Raw genomic sequence first — 16,853 nt, forward strand, 5'->3', positions numbered from 1 at the left:
TTTGTGTGATAGACCCATTTTTAGTCAAATGGGTCAACGGTAAGCTGGGTTCCAGCGCAGCAGCCGCTTTTCGGCAAACGTTGCCAACGTATCTGCCAGCTTCCCTAAAAGCGCATAAAGGAGAATGGCTAAAATGATGACATCCACTTGCATAAACTCTCTTGCGTTCATCGACATATAACCGATTCCTGAAGTGGCGGCAATCGTTTCGGCAACAATTAGTGTTACCCACATCACGCCTAAAGCGTAACGAATGCCAACTAAAATGGATGGCAGTGCTCCAGGAAAAATCACTTTAGTGAATAACTTCCATTTTGATAATCCATACATTTTGCTCATTTCTAGCATATTTTGGTCAATCGAGCGAATGCCATGGAACGTGTTAATGTATACAGGGAACAACACACCGACGGCCACAAGAAAGATTTTGGCACTTTCGCCTACCCCCATGTAAATGACGACAAGTGGAATTAGTGCAAGGTTTGGCACATTCCGCAACATTTGGATGGTACTATCTAAATACTTTCTTGAAAATGGGGATAAGCCATTGGCAATGCCAAGCAAAAGGCCAAGCCCGCCTCCTATGATAAAGCCTGCCAACGCTCGATAAAAACTGGTTGCCATGTGGCTAACCAGTTCCCCATTCGCAATCATCCGCCACGCTGCTTGGACGACCTCCAAAGGGCTTGCAAGTAAATGGGAGAACAAACCGTAAACGCTCATAAACTGCCAAGAAAGGAGTAACAAGAGGGGCACAATCCATGGCGCTACTCCATCTTGGTACCATTGTCGCCAACTGTTCATTCACTTTCCTCCTCTCGATCCCAGACATAATCAACAATGGACACTTCATCTTCTAGCAAACCGATGGCCATTAAATCATCCGCCTGTTCTTGGAGGTCAAATACTGCCTCCTCATCAATAAAGTCAGGAACATGATCGAGACGGTTTAAAATGCCAATCCACGTATCTTGCGGCAATCCAGTCGCTTTCTCCATAATCGCTGCCGCCTCGCTTGCGTCGCTTTCAATCGTAGTCCCTACCCGTTGCAAAGCCTCGACATACGCCAGTACCGCTTCTGGATGTTGATCGGCAAAATCACTGTTGGCAAAGTAAAAGGATCGATAGGAAGCAAGGCCGTCCGCCGTCGCAATGATATGATTGCCTTTTTCTTCAGAGACAGCTAAATACGGATCCCATGTGACCCATGCATCTACATTCCCTTGTTCAAAAGCCAAATTTGCATCGGCTGGCCCTAGATACACAGGCTCTATATCTGCAAAAGTCAGCCCAACCGAGTCTAATGCTTTATACAACAAATATTGGGAGATTGATGCTCGGTTAAAGGCGATCCGCTTCCCATCTAAATCTTCCACGCGATCGATGCCTGAATCGGGGCGGACTAAAATGCCTTCACTGTAAGGGGCATTATCCGTAGCGGCAATGTAATCGATCGGCTGCCTGTTGGCAATGGCATAAATGGAAGGCGTATCCCCGGCATTGGCAAGGTCTGTGCTCCCACTCCCTAATGCTTCAAGTGTAGAGCTGCCTGTATTAAATTCTGCCCATTCAAGGGAATAACCCAAATCAGCCATTGTCCTCGCGAACGCCTCATCTTCTTTAAGAGACAGCGTTAACGCTCCTTTCTGGTAGCCAATTGTCACCGTTTCGCCTTTCTCCGCTGCCGCGCCAGGGTCATTGCATGCCGCCAACACTACCGCCACCCCAAACGAAAGTCCAAAAACTGCCATCTTTCTCAACAATGTCACCCCCTTTAATGTGGTACGGCGTGGGATAGGCGCTCATTTACACGCGGGATCACGTCTGCGCCAATTTCCGTTATCACTTCCAAATGGGGAAAACCGCGCAAAAGGACTTTGTCGAAGCCAAGACTGACAAATTCAACAACACGGTCAGCAATTTGATCTGCCGTGCCGACAAGGGCAATAGAATTGCCGGACAGTACTTGTGTCAATCCTGCCCACAAATTAGGGCCAATGACAAAGTTGTCTTTACGGCTCGCTTCCATCAAATCATGAAGGCGATTAACACCGACAGAATCGCCTTTTGCCCTGTCCTGCTGTTTTTGTTCAAGGGCTTCTGGTGCTAAATGTTGAACGAGCGCATTCGCGTTTGCCCATGCTTCTGCTTCCGTTTTTCCGAGCACAACTTGAAAAGAAATGCTGTAGCTTGCTTGTCTGCCCGCTCTTGCGTAACGCGCTTTCATATCGTTAATTCGCTCCCGTGCTATTTCAAGCGGCTCGCCCCACATCATATATACATCAGCGACATTTGCCGCTACTTGTTTTCCCGTTTCCGAGGCCCCGCCAAAGAAAATTTTTGGACTGCCTGTTTGCTTTAATGCTGGAAACAACGTAGCGTTTTTTAACTCATAAAATTCTCCTGCGTGACTAACTTCTTTTTCTGAAAATAGACGCTTCAACACATGGATATATTCTTCTGTACGACGATAACGGTCATCATGAGGCAAAAAATCGCCATAGCCAGCCAGTTCTTTTGGCGAACCGCCTGTGACAATATTCACTTGCGCCCTGCCTTCCGACCAATTGTCGATTGTGGCAAATTGCTTAGCAAACGTCGTTGGCGACATGACGCCAGGTCGAACGGCAAATAAAAATTTCAATGATTGGGTGCAGTTAATCAAATTAGCAGCTACCGCTACTGAATCTAAACAGCCAGCGCCTGTTGGAAGCAATAGCGACGTAAAGCCGCCAGCTTCAGCTGCTTCGGCAATTGCCTTTATATAGGAAAAAGAAGGCTCACGCTGCGTTGTCCCTTTTGCCGTTGTCCAGCCAGCATTCCCAGTGGAAATGCTAGTGCCATCTCCTGAAGTGGGTGCCATTGTAATAAACTCAACCAATTCCTCATCCCCTTTAATTCGTTTGCTGCAAAAGCGGTTTCTCCGCCTGAATGCCTAATAATTCATTTAAGATCGTTTCCTGAATGTCAGCAAAACCTGGCGCCGTTGGTACACGGGGACGTGGCAATGAAACGTCTTTCGTCATCACAATTCTCCCCTCCTCAATCACGATGATCCGATCAGCAAGCATGACTGCTTCGCTGACATCGTGGGTGACGAGCAACGCTGTAAATCGATGTATAAGCCACAGTCTTTCAACCAACTGCTGCATCTCCATTCGGGTCAGTGCGTCTAAGGCTCCAAGAGGTTCGTCGAGCAACAGCAGTTTCGGTCCGCCTGCAAGAGCACGGGCTAGGGCAACGCGTTGTTTTTGCCCACCAGATAGTACAGCCGGCCAGTCATTGCCCCGACCATCCAAGCCGACATCTTTGAGAAGCGCCGCTGCTTGCCGTTGCCACTCTCCTTCGAGGCGGAGCCCAACGCCAACATTGGTTAGCACATTTTGCCACGGCAAAAGGCGCGAGTCTTGGAACATGAGACATGCTTGCTGATTGATGCCGTCGATCCGTTCTCCATTCTGCCTCACTTCTCCTGAAGTCGCCGTTTCAAGCCCCGCCACGTGCCGCAACAATGTGCTCTTGCCGCAGCCACTTTTCCCTACTACAGCAACAAATTCGCCTCCATGTATGGTTGCATCTATGCCTTGAAGAACGTTTTTTTTGCCAAATTGCTTGTAGAGCTGATCGATCTCAATTGCCGCACCGTGTTGCAATTCGGTTGCCATATCCGTTATAAACCCCTTTCCTCTGTTAAACACTTGGGATAATTTCTTTTTTGGGCAGCTGGTCCGTCAAGGCAAGTGGTTGGCTGATGATTTGGTTGAATGGGACCGGACCAGGCAAAGAAATAAACGATAGCTGCTCTTTACGCGCAAACTTGTATGACTGTTCGCATAATGTTTCAGGCGGAGCTGCCAACGCATGGGCGCCCTGTTTAATAGCAAATTGGAGTGCAGCGGACCGTTTCCCCTCTTTTCGTTCTAAAGCTGGATTAGAGTAATCGTTGTAGCTCTTCGACAAGCTATCATAAACACGCAGAACGAGCCCTTCTGTAATCGGGACAATGTCTTCTGATTCATTTAAAACAAAAGCGATTTTCATAGCTCCTCCTCCTTTTAAACTTGATGTTCATGTAAACCGAGATGAGACCGTAATGTTTCCCCTTCATAATCAAGGCGGAACAGCCCTCGTTGTTGCAAAATGGGAATAACCTGTTCGATAAATGTTTCCATTAAGCCTGGGTAATAAGGAAACATCAAATTAAAGCCGTCTGCTGCTTTTTCCCGAAACCATGTTTCCATGACATCTGCAATTTGTGTAGGGGAACCGCAAACAATATGGTGCCCTCTCGCCCCAGCAACACGCCGTGCCAATTGCAAAACAGTCAATTGCTCGCGGCTAGCAAGCTCGACAATTAGGTCACGCCTGCTTTGGTTGCCATTTGTAGGTGGCAAGTCAGCAATCGATAACGGTTGGTGAAGCTGGTTTCTCGAAAAAGATACTTTACCTAAGTAGTCTGATAAAAAAGCCAAACTCGTTTCCTCATCCAACAGCGACTGCAACTCTTCGTAAATCGCCTCCGCTTCTTCTTTTGAGTTGGCTGTTATCGGCGAAATGCCTGGCATCACGAGAACCTCTTCAGGCGGCCGCCCGGCGGCGGCGACTTGCTCTTTTACGTTACGGTAGAATCGCTTCGCCCCTTTTAAATGCTGTTGCGCTGTAAAGACAACCTCTGCGTATTGAGCTGCAAACTTAGTGCCATAAGTAGAGGAACCGGCTTGAATGAGAACAGGCTCCCCTTGCGGCAGCGCCGATGCATTTAAGGGGCCTTTGACTGAAAAATATTTGCCTTTATGATTGACGGCATGGACTTTGTTTGCGTCAAAGTAAACCCCTGTTTGTTGATTTCGGATGACTGCCCCTCTTTCCCAGCTACGCCACAGTTTTTTGGCCACTTCGACGAATTCAGCTGCTCGTTCGTAACGCTCGGCATGTGGCGGGTGAGGCAAATCGCCGAAGTTGTGCGCTTCCTCTTCGTAATAAGAGGTAACAATGTTCCAAGCAGAACGGCCATTACTTAAATGGTCGATTGATGCAAACTTGCGGGCGATATGAAACGGTTCATTATAAGTCGTGCTTGCGGTAGCGGCCAATCCAATTTTAGCTGTCGTCATTGCCAGGGCAGACACGAGCGTAAGCGGTTCGAATCGCACCAACTCAGACGGATGGCTTTTTTCTGTCAAAGACAGGGCATCACTAATGAACAACATATCAAGCTTCCCTTTTTCAGCTAACAGAGCCACTTGTTTATAAAAGTCGATGCTTTCGTAGGCATCAGCTGCTGCTTTAGGGTGGCGCCAAGCACCAATGTGGTGGCCAGCCCCCATTAAAAACACTCCAAGCTTCATCTTATTGCTCATAACGTTTCCTTCTTTTCTCATAAATTTAGTTGGTTATAAAGGCCGACTGCGCCGTTTTTTGAGCGAGACGCACTTGTTGTTCGAGTCGTTCATTCGCTTGTTCCATTAACACATATGTGCCTGATTCTTCTTGTTTTACGTCTTGATCGAGCACAAAAACACCGCTAAGAATGGTGGTCGCGCCTAAGGCCGCTAAAACAGGCTTAAGTGCGTAGTCAATTGCAAGAAGATGGCCAAAAGTACCGCCAATAGCTATCGGCAAAACGATTTTTTCGGAACATGCTTTTTGAGGCAACAAATCAAGGAACGTTTTTAAAATCCCACTAAATGACGCTTTATAAATCGGAGTAAACACAACAATGGTGCTCGCTTGTTCCACCTTCTGCTTCGCCTGTTGTACCGCTTCGCTTTTAGGGTTTGCCGCCAATAAGTCATTTCCAGGCAACTCATGAACAAAGATTGTTTCCACTTTTTCGCCGTACTCAGCGAAAACAGAAGAAGCCTTTTGCCATAAACCGATCAACCTGGACTGTTTGCTGTTTCCTCCATATATAAATACAGTCTTACCCACACAATCCCCCCTTTAAATTAAAGTGAACCTATCGGATTAATAATACTATAACGAAAGATAACGCTTTTGTATAATTGAAAAAAATGAAGTTTCTATTCATTATTTTTGAATTGGTTCCTTTTCATATCGGAGGTTTTTTTGAAGAATGCTTTTAAGCGATGTCGCTACTCTGCCAAACGGTTTTGTTTTATTTTCCGCAAGACCGACTAACAAATCTTCCTCAAACAGGCGGATCGCCTTCAAGACTGTTCCTTTTGGAGGAGGCATCACACAACGGATAGGAACCGCTGCTATCCCATATCCGGCTTGAACATAATGCTTTAGCGCCAACATATTGCTTATCTCCATTCGATAAGTTGGCCGCAGTCCACGATCCCGCATTTGCTTTTCAATGTTTCTCCTGAATGGACACGCAGCTGTTGTAATTAACATTGGCTCGTTTTCCAACTGGGGCAATGAAATGTCCTTCTCATTAGCAAGGGGATGGGCATCTGGCATTAATATGGCGACCTCTTCAGGAAATAGCGGCAAAAAGCCAACTGTCGTCGGCACATTCGCGGCTGTACAAATGGCCAAGTCAAGCTCATCGGCCTCAACCATCTCGATTAGCTTTCTGCTGCTTTCTATTTGGACGCTGACATTTACCCTCGGAAACTTTTTGTAAAACGGTGCGAGGGCGTAAGGCAAGCGATAGCTAGCTGCTGGTTCCATTGCACCAACCCGGATATGCCCAGCTTCTCCTTTTACTAATGCATCCATCCGTTCTTGTAATCGTTCAAATTCTTGAAGGAGCAAATCACCTTGTAAAGCGAGGAGACGTCCAGCCTCTGTTAATTGAAACGGCTTTCCACGTTCAATAAGAACCACTCCTAGCTCACTTTCCAGCTTTTTCATTTGCATCGTAATCGTCGATTGTGCGTAGGACAGCTCTTCTGCAGCTTTTTGAAAGCTGCCATGCTTGATAATCGTTTGAAAGGTCTTAATGCTTCTTAAATCCATAACCACCCTCCTTACATCATATAGTAGCTTCACAAAACACACTATTCAAGTATATATTATCAATTTACTATACTATAAATAAGCGTCGTGGTTAAAAAACGGAAAACCCAGCCAACATAAAAAAAGGCGAAATCGACTTCCCGATCGCCTTTCCTTCCTCTTATCCCGTTACTTCACTGTCCGTTGGATGTCTGCTTTAATGTCACTTAAGTCAGAAGCCAACCCATCATAGATCCGAACAACTTTCCCTTCCCCATCGATTAGAAAAAACCGGGTGCTATGCAGAAAATCGTCTTCTGTTTTTTCAACAGGTGCTTTAAACGAATCCAAAGCAAATGCTTGAATCTCCTCTAAATCATAACCTGTTAGGAAATCCCAGTACGCATCGTTTACACCAATGTTTTCCGTATACCCTTTTAAATGCTCAACCGTATCGTTCTCTGGGTCAATTGAAAATGAAACAAACGACAAATCCAAGTTTTCGGCAATTGCCATATCTTGCAACTCTCGCATATTAGGGGTCATAATTGGACAAACGGTCGGACAAGACGTGAAAATCATGTCAGCCAACCAATAGTCCCCTTCAAAATCGCTTAGCGATACTTCCTCCCCATTTTGATTAGTATAAGCAAAATCGGCAACTTCCAAATCTGCTTCGGTGGCGTCAAATTCGCTTTGCGCTCCGCCAATCTGGTAGATCCATCCACAGGATGACAAAAGTAAAAGTGCTGCAAAAGACAATACAGACAAGTATAGTTTATTGGTCATAAGTTCACCTCGGATAACCTTTCATCCTGCACATGATGTAAATCGCTTTCATCATAGTACAGTCTTGCTGGTTACGCAAGGGACCTGAACCATCTTCACATTTCTGTCAAATGAAAAGCCAAGTTGCCGTACTTACCTAAGTGTGGACAACAACTAAACAGACGTCCGCTAAAAGGGCTTTGTACTTGTGGCGTGGCCGGTGTTTATAAGGGCAATTGGCGTTTGCTTGTAGTTATGTGTTTTTAAAGCGAATGGAACACCGATGTTCTCATTCTTACATTTTTTCAATATAAACGCCCTCGTCTTGCTTCCATTCCATATAAAAAACGTCCTCGAATTTGTCGATCTGCTGCTGGTCAAGCTGTTTTTTGAGCCAGTTTTCGTTAAAGCCAGCTTTATGAAGGTTTTCCCAGTCAACGGCGCCATCATTAATAAACGTTACCGGCAAATAAACCGGTTTTTGAGGAACGTTTAAGTCTTCGTAAGTTGGTAGGTCGTACTGTGATTTCTTTAAAACACTAATGGTTCCATCGGTCTCTAAAATAGCGTGTTCGACCTCTCTGACGGAAAAAGCTTGTTGTTTACGCAACAAATGCTGAAGTTGGTTCATATCAAGTTTATTCTTTTTCATCTCGGCGCGATTTAAATGGCCATTTTGAATAATAATGGATGGGCTGCCTTCAAGAAGTTTTCGCGACTTCCGAAACTGCTGTGTGAGCCATTCTATAATATAAAGCAGAAGCCCCCATATAAAAATGGAGAACAGAATCGCGCCAATTTTGACTTTCTCATCATAGATGGCATTCCCTACAAGTTCCCCCAAAATGAGGGCTGAAATAAAATCAAATGGGGTAATTTGCGCAAACGATGTTTTTCCCATCACTCTTGTTAAAATTAGTAATGCAACTAGGCCAATTGCCAGTTCTACACTTGTTTGAAGTAGTTCTCCCACACTATCCCTCCATAGATCGGTTCTTTTAACAGTGTGTGTCAAACAGGAAACCGTTATCCTTCTTTTTTTCTCCAAGAAAAAAGGAAAGGCGGCATGAAGCCGCCTTTCAAGCCATCATATAGGGTTTAACGTTGTTGTCCGCCCATTTGCTGCTCTGCCATTTGAACGAGGCGTTTTGTGATTTCACCGCCTACAGAACCGTTTGCACGGGAAGTCGTGTCAGCGCCAAGGTTTACACCAAATTCGCTTGCGATTTCGTTTTTCATTTGTTCAAGGGCTTGCTCAGCACCAGGTACAACCAAGTTGTTTGAACTTCTGTTGTTTGCCATTGTTGTTTCACCTCCCTATAACACTAGAATGACCATTTGCTAAAGAACTATGTATGAGTATTTTTATCCTTATTTATCCATTTGTCATGCTTATATAAAAAGGCGGCTAGTAAGCCGCCTACGCCATGTGTATTGAATTAAAATTGCTTGCCACCGATTTGTTGTTCAGCCATTTGCACAAGGCGTTTTGTGATTTCTCCACCTACTGAACCGTTTGCACGAGAAGTGGTATCAGCACCAAGGTTTACGCCAAACTCGCTCGCGATTTCATACTTCATTTGGTCAAGCGCTTGTTCCACACCAGGAACAAGCAAGTTGTTTGAGCTTCTGTTGTCTGCCATATCGTTTCACCTCCTTGGGTTTGTACTTATAGAATGCCAAACAGCAAAAACGCCTATCCGAGGAATGATATGGAAAAGCACCATGATGAAAAAACCCTCTGGCTTATAAGCCAGAGGGCGATCGTGCTACTTGCGCAAAAGTTTCCGGCGCATTTTCATTAACAATTCGTAAACAATCGGAACGATGACCAAAGTGAGCAAAGTTGAGCTTGTCAAACCGCCAATGACGGTAATGCCTAGCCCTTTCGAAATGAGCCCGCCTCCTTCAGCACCGATTGCAAGTGGAATCAACGCGCCAATCGTAACGAGGGCAGTCATCAAAATTGGACGCAGCCGAACGGTTCCGGCTTCCAAAAGTGCGTCTCTCGTGGAAAGGCCTTCTTTTTCCTTATGGATTACACGGTCAATCAGAACGATTGCATTGGTGACGACAATGCCAATTAACATCAATATTCCAATCAACACTGAAATGCTAATGGTTTCCCCTGTCACAAACAAGCCAACAAGGGCGCCAATCACGATAAATGGCAGTGAGAATAAAATCGCAAATGGTGCAAGTCCACCGCCAAAAGTTACGACTAACACAAAGTAAACGATCGCAATCGCTACAAGCATGGCAATTCCTAACTGTGTAAATGATTCTTCGATATCAGCGGTTACGCCTCCAACTTGGACGTCAACCCCTTCAGGAAGCTCTAATTTCTCAATTTCATTTAAAACAGTTGTGGAGACGCCAGCTACATCATCAGACAAAATTTTTGCCGATGCTTCCGCATAAATCTGCCCATCCCTTCTTGTAATCGTTGATGAAGATGTACCTTCTTCAACTGAGACCAGATCGGCAATCGCTACTTGTGTACCAAGTTGCGTTTCCACTTCAACATCTGTTAGTTCTTCAAGGGAGCCATACTCTTCCTCATTTGTCGCAATGACCACATCAAGCTCTTCCCCATCTGCTTCCACTGTCGTTACGGCGTTATGGTCATCGACCTGGTACAGAGCCATGCCAAGCTGTGCTGTTGTCAAGCCTAGTTCACTCAATCGTTCTTGATCGACTTTCAGCGTGTACTCTTGGTAACGGTCAGCAATAGACGTTTCAGGATCGGCCAAGTCATCATGCTCCTCCAGAAGCGCTTTGATGTCTTCAACTGCCGGCTCAATGTCTTCTTCCGAATCACCAAACACCGTTACCGAAAATTCACTTGACCCTACGCCTCCAGTCGCAATGTCTTGCCCAGTCCATGTGCCGTTTTCCGTTACTTCTTCTAACGCCTCGACAACGGCTTCTTTTTCTTGTGTAAAGCCTTCAAAATCATCTTCATATTGAATGTAGAAAATCGCTGAATTATCTCCTGCCTGCATCATGGCCATCGATGAGCTTTGCGCCCCAAGGGAAAGTTGGAATACGTCAATTCCCTCTCTGTCAAGGAGCACTTCCTCGGCTGCATTGACGTCGTTTTCTGCATCTTCAAACGTTGTCCCTGCATTAGGCGAATAAGTGGCAAAAACAAGCTTCTCTTCTTCCTCTGGCAGAAAGCTTACACCGACAAAAGGTGTAAGGAACAAGCTGCCTACTAACAGGGCAACAGCGATAAGCGAAGTGATGATTTTATGGTTAAGAGCCGCTTCCAGTAGACGCCGGTAGCCAGATGCCAACTTGCCTGGCTTTTCTTCTTGCTTTTTATGTTTTTCAGGTGCGCCATTTTTAAAGAGCGAATTTGCCATCATCGGCACAACTGTAATAGCAACAAGCAAAGAGGCAAATAAAGCGAAAATAACCGTTAAGCCAAACGGAAGGAACAACTCTCCAACCATTCCTTCGACAAGCCCGAGCGGCAGGAACACAACCGCTGTGACAATCGTGGAGGACAGAATTGGCTTAAACACTTCTTTCGTTGCATCTTGGATTAATGCACGGCCAGACAGTTTTTCTTCTTTTGATCCCATACGCCTAAAAATATTTTCAACAACAACAATGGAGTCATCAATAACCCGACCAATGGCAACGGTCATCGCACCAAGAGTCATGATATTCAAAGTAATGTCCAACTGCTGAAGCACAATTAAAGCAATAAATAGCGAAACTGGAATGGAAATAACCGAAATGACTGTCGTACGGATATTCCGCAAAAACAACAGAATGATAGCGACTGCAAACAGCGCGCCAAACAACGCTTTGTTTACCATCGTTGCAACGGATTCTTCAATCGGTTCCGCTTGGTCTGTTGTAATGGATAGTGACAATCCGTCTTCTTCAAAAGAAGCAATCGCTTCTTTTACTTCGTCCGCTACTGCGACTGTGTTGGCATCTCCAGCTTTAACAATTTCGATCCCAATGGCCGTTTGGCCGTTCGTTCTTGAAATCGAATTCGACTCATTGACAACTTCAATGTCAGCTACATCTTCAAGCGCAATCGTTTCAAGCGCAAGCTCAGGCATTTCTCCAGTCAGTTCTCCGCCTTCCATGCCTTGTTGCCCTTCAATCGGCCCGCTTCCGTCAGGCATTTCGCCCTCTGGCATTTGTGGCATTTCACTTTCAGGCATGCCGCCTTCAGGCAATTGCCCCATTTCTGGCGCCCCACCACCAGCAGGGATGGACGGAAGCTGCAAATTCCGCAAGTCATCAAGTGTAGTCACCTTGCCGTCGATGACAACGGACTGTTCTTCACCTGAAAATGTATAAAGCCCCAACGGGAATCGCATCGATGATGCTTCCAACAATTGTGTAACGGTTTCTTCATCTAGGCCATGTTCGGCAAGTGCCTCTTCATCAAAAGTAACCTGCACTTCTTTTGTTTCTTGGCCTGCAGCGGTTACAGATTCAATTCCAGGTAAACCCTCTAGCTCAGGAATGATGTCCTGCTCAACACGCTCAGTTAGCTCCGTCAACGATGCGCCTTCTTCAGAAACGCTCAACGTTAAAATAGGAAAAGCACCAAAGTTGATACGGGATACAGTTGGTTCTTCAACCCCATCTGCAAATTCAAGTTGCTCAATCGCCTCTTTTGCCTCTGCTTCAGCCTCATCCATTTCCTTGCTAAATTCATACTCAATTTGAATCGAAGCGAAGTTTTCAAAAGAAGACGAGTTCACGGCCGATACGCCGTCCAAATTTTCTACCGCTTGTTCAATCGGGATGGATACCTCATTGGCAACTTCTTCTGGCGTAGCGCCAGGATAAGCGCCTGATACCGTAACAACTGGTGCATCAATGTCTGGGATCACTTCCCTGTTCATTGTCATCCCTGCATACAAACCGAAGACAATGAGCATAACTGTCAACAGCCAGACGGCAAACTTATTACTCATCGAAAACTGAATAATCGATTTCATTTAGCGTATTCTCCCCTTCTCTCTAATTGCACTCCCTTATTCTATAACGGCCTTTCACAAACGGATGCGTCGACACCGATTGATTTTAGACGTGAAACAATTTCTTCTAAAGAATAGGGTGGTGTTCTCGTTATTTCTCGAACATATGTAGTGGCTTGATTCGTCCAGAGGCCGCCGATAAGCAATGTATATTTTCGTTTCATGTTCCCCCTCCTAAATGTTGCAGTCGCCTCATGACTGACCGGTCAATTTTATACACTTAATCTTAGTTGATTAAACGTCAAAATACAACTGTGCCAACAATTTTACACAAAAAAATTTACAGAACCACAGCTTGAATTCCCCTTTTATGACTGAGCAGTCATTTTTGATTGCTTTGTGGCCATCTAATCTGTTACGATAATGGCAACTCCGAGAGGATGGGAATAGGAATGAACGAGAAAAAAACAACGATTATCGAAACGGCGATTCACTTATTTGCCGAAAAGGGCTACTTTTCGACGTCTATACAAGAAATCGCATCTGAGGCTGGTATATCAAAAGGTGCTTTTTATTTGCATTTTGAGTCAAAAGACAAGCTGCTTATCGACATTTACCGCTACTATTACGAAAAGATGTCGACTTTATTGGACCGGATTGAACAAAAAAAGTTAACGCCAAGGCGGGCATTTCAAACACAAATTGAATTTTTGTTTGCCGAGGTTTCGAAGCATAAAGAGTTTATTATCATGCATTTTCAAGAACAAGTGCTGCCCATTAGCCACGAGGTGCGACAGTTTGTGTACGAGAAAAAGCTCGAGCACTACAATTGGCAAAAGCGGTCATTGTTATCGATCTACGGACAGGAAGCGGAGCGCTATATTCCTGACCTAATCCTGCTGTTTGAAGGACTGAGTCATTCGCTTTTCAAGCTTCTGCTTCTTACAAAACATCCCCTTAGCCCTAAAAAGGCAGCAACTTATTTGCTAAGGCGGCTCGATAACTTGGCAGAAGGGCTGGTTGCTGGGGGCGAAGAGCCGTTCGTCTCCGAACAGAGTCTTCAACAGTTAGACTGGCCCTGTTCAGGCAGCACCAAGGAGCAAGTTAAGCAAACACTTTCAGCGATTCGAAAACGATTGCCGACTTTGCACATCTCAGAGGAAAAAAAGCAAGAAGTCCTCGACGCCCTATCTGTATTGCAGGCTGAATTGGATAAAAAAGAGCCTAAAAAAATCATTTTTCAAGGCATGTTGGCAACGATGGCTACCGTTAAGGAGCTCCGTGAATTGTGCAACTGTGCCGCTAACCTGCTTGACATTCATTAACTTTACGCAACCACAAGAGAATAGGTTTCATTTTTTTTACGAACATAAAGCCTGATCGCTGTCATGTTGAGAACATAAAATCCAAAGCAGGCACTCGCCAAATCGCTTTGGATTTTATGTTTTGCACTATACGAGCTCGTTAGTCTTGAACGGTTTTGTTTTTAAAGAAGAAGCTTCTTTCACCGCCTCGTTCTAGTGGGCCATTTTTCATAATCACATAGGAAAGAGCGGCAGCTGCGAAGCCAATTGCGCCAATAACATGTAAAAAGACAAGATGGTTTTCAACAATCCAAGTAAACAACGTGCGAAGGTCAGCAAACGCCAAATAGGTAATGACAACTAGTGCAACTCCAGTTAAGCCTAACAAAAAACGCACCGTTCCAAAATAAAACCAGACAGAGTTTATACCAAAGCTAACGCCAAACAGAAACACACACCAAAGGAGATCAACCCAGAAATAAAGCAACGGATTGGCAGAACCAACTAATTCGCCCATATGAAAGAGGGGGATATTGATTATTCCTTGGTTAAGCAAAAACGCATTTAGTTGGTAAATACCATTTAACACAGCCATGCAAATGACAATAAACAAGCCAGAGGCAGCTAGCATACTAAACAAAAACTGCTTTCTTGTCCCCCCGAGTGCAAGCGTGTAAACATAGCCTTTGTTGTAAACTAAAAACGGATAAATCGCAAACAAGCCATAATAAGGGCCAAACAACGTGCCCATAAATGTGTCTACACTCATTCCTAACACCAGAAAAAACAACCACAATGCAACAGTTATACCCGTCAAAATATAAAACTGCATTCGCATGTCTTCAAACATTAAACGAAAAGGACCTTTCAATGCGTTCATTGCTGCACTTCCTTCTTTTGATTTTTTGTTAAAGAAACAAGATAATCTTGAAGCGATGCCTTTTCAATATTCACATGAGCTGCTTTTGCCCGCTCTGCCCATGTTTCAGAAAAGGAATCATCAAGCATGACATTCACGACATTTCCAAGAGTGCGTTCCTCTAAAATGTTATATCCTGCTGTTAGTTCCTCAATGGCCGCTCTCTCCCCAGTCAACAAAATGCCTTGCACCGTTAACATTTCGGTTTCTTCATAACGAATGACCGTTTTCTGATCGACAATCGCGATTTTTTCGCACAAAGGCTTTAATTCATCGATATGGTGGGTAGATAACAGAAACATCCGTGGATGGTCTTCATACGTTTCTAACAGAACTTCATAGAAAAGCTTTCGCATGTCAGCATCTAGCCCATTCGTTGGTTCATCCATAATTGTGACAGGGGTTTTTGAGGCCAAGCCGATGACAATTTTCGTCAACGTCTGCATCCCTTTTGAAAACTTGCGGATTTTTTTGTGGCGTGGCAGTTCAAATAAATCAACTAGTTCATTCGCTAATTCCCCGTCCCAGTTTTGATAAAAATACGAAGCGAATCGTAAAGCATCGCTGACATTCCATAATTCTGAAAACGGATGGTTTTCATGCATATAGGCCACATGCCTCATTGATCCACTATAATTGTAAGGCGCAATTCCGTTGACAAGCACCGTGCCGCTCTCTGGCTTTTCTAATCCCGCCAGAAGCTTCATTAATGTTGTTTTCCCGGCGCCATTGCGGCCCCAAAGCCCAATAATCATCGGCTCTTTCTCGTTGATTGTTACATTCTGTAGCGCCTTGGTCTCCCCATAGGAAAAGTGTACATTGTTCATTTCAATCATCATAATCCTCCTCAATCAAGCGTATGATCTCTTTTTTTGGTAAATGGATTCGCCTTGCTTCCTCCAGCATCGGGCGCACGTACTGTTGGTGAAAGTCAAGCTTACGCTCAGCTAGAAGTTTGTCGCGTGCTCCTTCTGCGACGAACATGCCAACTCCACGTTGTTTATATACATATCCTCCGTCCACTAACGCCGCCAATCCTTTTTGCGCAGTCGCCCGGTTGATGCGATAAAATTGAGAAAGGGCCGTCGTTGAAGGAAGTTGATCTCCCTCTTGCAGTTGGCCGTCAACAATATCGTCGGCAATCATTTCTGATATTTGCTGAAAAATCGGCTTCGAATCATCAAAAACGGACTTCACATTCTCGTTCCTCCTATTGTTGATCGGTTGATTAGTCGTGTAATCAACTATACAATAAGCACCTGTTTTTGTAAACCTGTTTTTTACCCCAAAAAAAGACCAGCCATGAACAGCTGATCAAAACCGTAATTTTTTCATATTCCTGCTATCCTTTATTATTTACGAAGCACGAACGCTTGAAATTCTAGCTTTCCGCCAATGATCTCAGGCGTGACTACCGAGAAGCTTGCTACAGAAAAAAAGCGTGCAAGTATCTTTTTTAGCGCTTGAGCTTCATAAAAAGAAAAAAACCGCTTTGGCTGATAATGGTCCTCTTCCCAAACACCTTCAAAGTCTTCACCACCGTAAACACCTACATAAAACAACGCATCCTTTTTCATCACACGCTTTACTTCCAGCAAAATTGCGGGCAATTCTTGCTTTGGAACATGGAGCAAACAATTCATCGCCCAAACGGCGTCAAAGCAACAGTCAGCAAACTTAAGCTGCTCAAAGCTCATCGCTTCAGCTTTAAGCCCTTTCGCTTTGCAAAGACGAACAGAGGCTTCAGACAGATCTGCGCAAAAAACGTCCATTCCATGCGTTTGGAAAAACAGCCCATCGTGTCCGGGACCAGAGCCAATATCAAGCAATGCCTGTTTATGTTCGCTCGCTAATTGCTGCATAAAACGTTCTCGTTCTTGTATTTTCCAGCCAGCCATAACGGCTTTTTCACGTTCTTGTACATGTTCGTTATAAGCAGCAGCAATGCTGGCTTTAATATCCCCGTACATAGTCCTCCCCCTTTAACATATACACAAC

General features: G+C 44.8%; 19 protein-coding genes. 1 reads left to right on the forward strand and 18 read right to left on the reverse strand.

Annotated elements, in window-relative coordinates; translation table 11 throughout:
- Nucleotides 1-33: 33 nt before the first annotated feature.
- The 14 genes from BUC05_RS15615 to BUC05_RS21555 all read right to left on the reverse strand — a co-directional run bounded on the left by BUC05_RS15615 (nt 34) and on the right by BUC05_RS21555 (nt 12,856).
- On the reverse strand, nt 34-804 hold the full coding sequence (locus BUC05_RS15615; RefSeq protein ID WP_011248232.1) for an ABC transporter permease subunit: 771 nt from the start codon (nt 802-804) through the stop codon (nt 34-36).
- Complete coding sequence (locus tag BUC05_RS15620; protein ID WP_073305388.1) at nt 801-1,751, reverse strand: aliphatic sulfonate ABC transporter substrate-binding protein; 951 nt, start codon at nt 1,749-1,751, stop codon at nt 801-803. Before BUC05_RS15620 ends, BUC05_RS15615 begins: the two co-directional genes overlap by 4 nt.
- 23 nt (nt 1,752-1,774) lie before the next feature.
- Nucleotides 1,775-2,881: an LLM class flavin-dependent oxidoreductase gene (locus BUC05_RS15625; RefSeq protein ID WP_035203140.1), complete on the reverse strand. Its 1,107-nt coding sequence runs from the start codon at nt 2,879-2,881 to the stop codon at nt 1,775-1,777.
- A 13-nt stretch (nt 2,882-2,894) separates the two neighbouring features.
- On the reverse strand, nt 2,895-3,665 hold the full coding sequence (locus BUC05_RS15630; protein WP_035203143.1) for an ABC transporter ATP-binding protein: 771 nt from the start codon (nt 3,663-3,665) through the stop codon (nt 2,895-2,897).
- 25 nt (nt 3,666-3,690) lie between these two features.
- Nucleotides 3,691-4,041, reverse strand: coding sequence for a hypothetical protein (locus BUC05_RS15635; protein WP_035203145.1), 351 nt, complete (start codon nt 4,039-4,041; stop codon nt 3,691-3,693).
- Between the two features lie 14 nt (nt 4,042-4,055).
- On the reverse strand, nt 4,056-5,360 hold the full coding sequence (locus BUC05_RS15640; RefSeq protein WP_035203146.1) for an LLM class flavin-dependent oxidoreductase: 1,305 nt from the start codon (nt 5,358-5,360) through the stop codon (nt 4,056-4,058).
- A gap of 25 nt (nt 5,361-5,385) precedes the next feature.
- The gene (ssuE, locus tag BUC05_RS15645; RefSeq protein ID WP_035203148.1) at nt 5,386-5,931 is read right to left on the reverse strand and encodes an NADPH-dependent FMN reductase; all 546 of its coding nucleotides are present in this window, start codon (nt 5,929-5,931) and stop codon (nt 5,386-5,388) included.
- Between the two features lie 99 nt (nt 5,932-6,030).
- On the reverse strand, nt 6,031-6,930 hold the full coding sequence (locus BUC05_RS15650; protein WP_063608518.1) for a LysR family transcriptional regulator: 900 nt from the start codon (nt 6,928-6,930) through the stop codon (nt 6,031-6,033).
- 168 nt (nt 6,931-7,098) lie between these two features.
- Nucleotides 7,099-7,698: an SCO family protein gene (locus tag BUC05_RS15655; protein WP_063608519.1), complete on the reverse strand. Its 600-nt coding sequence runs from the start codon at nt 7,696-7,698 to the stop codon at nt 7,099-7,101.
- Nucleotides 7,699-7,972: 274 nt separating this feature from the next.
- Nucleotides 7,973-8,650 carry a DUF421 domain-containing protein gene (locus BUC05_RS15660; protein ID WP_063608520.1) on the reverse strand — a complete coding sequence of 226 codons (678 nt, stop codon included), beginning with the start codon at nt 8,648-8,650 and terminating at the stop codon, nt 7,973-7,975.
- A gap of 125 nt (nt 8,651-8,775) precedes the next feature.
- A complete protein-coding gene (locus BUC05_RS15665; RefSeq protein ID WP_011248242.1) occupies nt 8,776-8,979 on the reverse strand; it encodes an alpha/beta-type small acid-soluble spore protein in 204 nt (67 codons plus the stop codon).
- A 137-nt stretch (nt 8,980-9,116) separates the two neighbouring features.
- Complete coding sequence (locus BUC05_RS15670; protein WP_035203155.1) at nt 9,117-9,320, reverse strand: alpha/beta-type small acid-soluble spore protein; 204 nt, start codon at nt 9,318-9,320, stop codon at nt 9,117-9,119.
- Nucleotides 9,321-9,446: 126 nt separating this feature from the next.
- Entirely contained in the window at nt 9,447-12,653 is a 3,207-nt protein-coding gene (locus BUC05_RS15675) for an efflux RND transporter permease subunit (RefSeq protein WP_063608521.1), read from the reverse strand.
- Nucleotides 12,654-12,694: 41 nt separating this feature from the next.
- Nucleotides 12,695-12,856: a hypothetical protein gene (locus BUC05_RS21555; protein WP_156323118.1), complete on the reverse strand. Its 162-nt coding sequence runs from the start codon at nt 12,854-12,856 to the stop codon at nt 12,695-12,697.
- 228 nt (nt 12,857-13,084) lie between these two features.
- Here BUC05_RS21555 and BUC05_RS15680 point away from each other — a divergent pair, with 228 nt between their 5' ends.
- Entirely contained in the window at nt 13,085-13,957 is an 873-nt protein-coding gene (locus BUC05_RS15680) for a TetR/AcrR family transcriptional regulator (RefSeq protein ID WP_011248245.1), read from the forward strand.
- Between the two features lie 139 nt (nt 13,958-14,096).
- On the opposite strand, the gene BUC05_RS15685 is transcribed toward BUC05_RS15680, so the two are convergent.
- From BUC05_RS15685 to BUC05_RS15700, 4 genes are all read right to left on the reverse strand, one after another.
- A complete protein-coding gene (locus BUC05_RS15685) occupies nt 14,097-14,816 on the reverse strand; it encodes a hypothetical protein (protein WP_035203160.1) in 720 nt (239 codons plus the stop codon).
- Nucleotides 14,813-15,691, reverse strand: coding sequence for an ABC transporter ATP-binding protein (locus BUC05_RS15690; RefSeq protein ID WP_035203163.1), 879 nt, complete (start codon nt 15,689-15,691; stop codon nt 14,813-14,815). The genes BUC05_RS15685 and BUC05_RS15690 overlap by 4 nt, the downstream gene beginning before the upstream one ends.
- Complete coding sequence (locus BUC05_RS15695; protein ID WP_011248248.1) at nt 15,684-16,052, reverse strand: GntR family transcriptional regulator; 369 nt, start codon at nt 16,050-16,052, stop codon at nt 15,684-15,686. The genes BUC05_RS15690 and BUC05_RS15695 overlap by 8 nt, the downstream gene beginning before the upstream one ends.
- Before the next feature lie 155 nt (nt 16,053-16,207).
- Nucleotides 16,208-16,825, reverse strand: a complete 618-nt coding sequence (locus BUC05_RS15700; RefSeq protein WP_035203166.1) for a class I SAM-dependent methyltransferase — start codon at nt 16,823-16,825, stop codon at nt 16,208-16,210.
- Nucleotides 16,826-16,853 lie beyond the last annotated feature (28 nt).

Source organism: Shouchella rhizosphaerae, from assembly GCF_900142675.1.
In the GTDB taxonomy this organism is placed as follows: Bacteria; Bacillota; Bacilli; order Bacillales; family Bacillaceae_D; genus Shouchella; species Shouchella rhizosphaerae.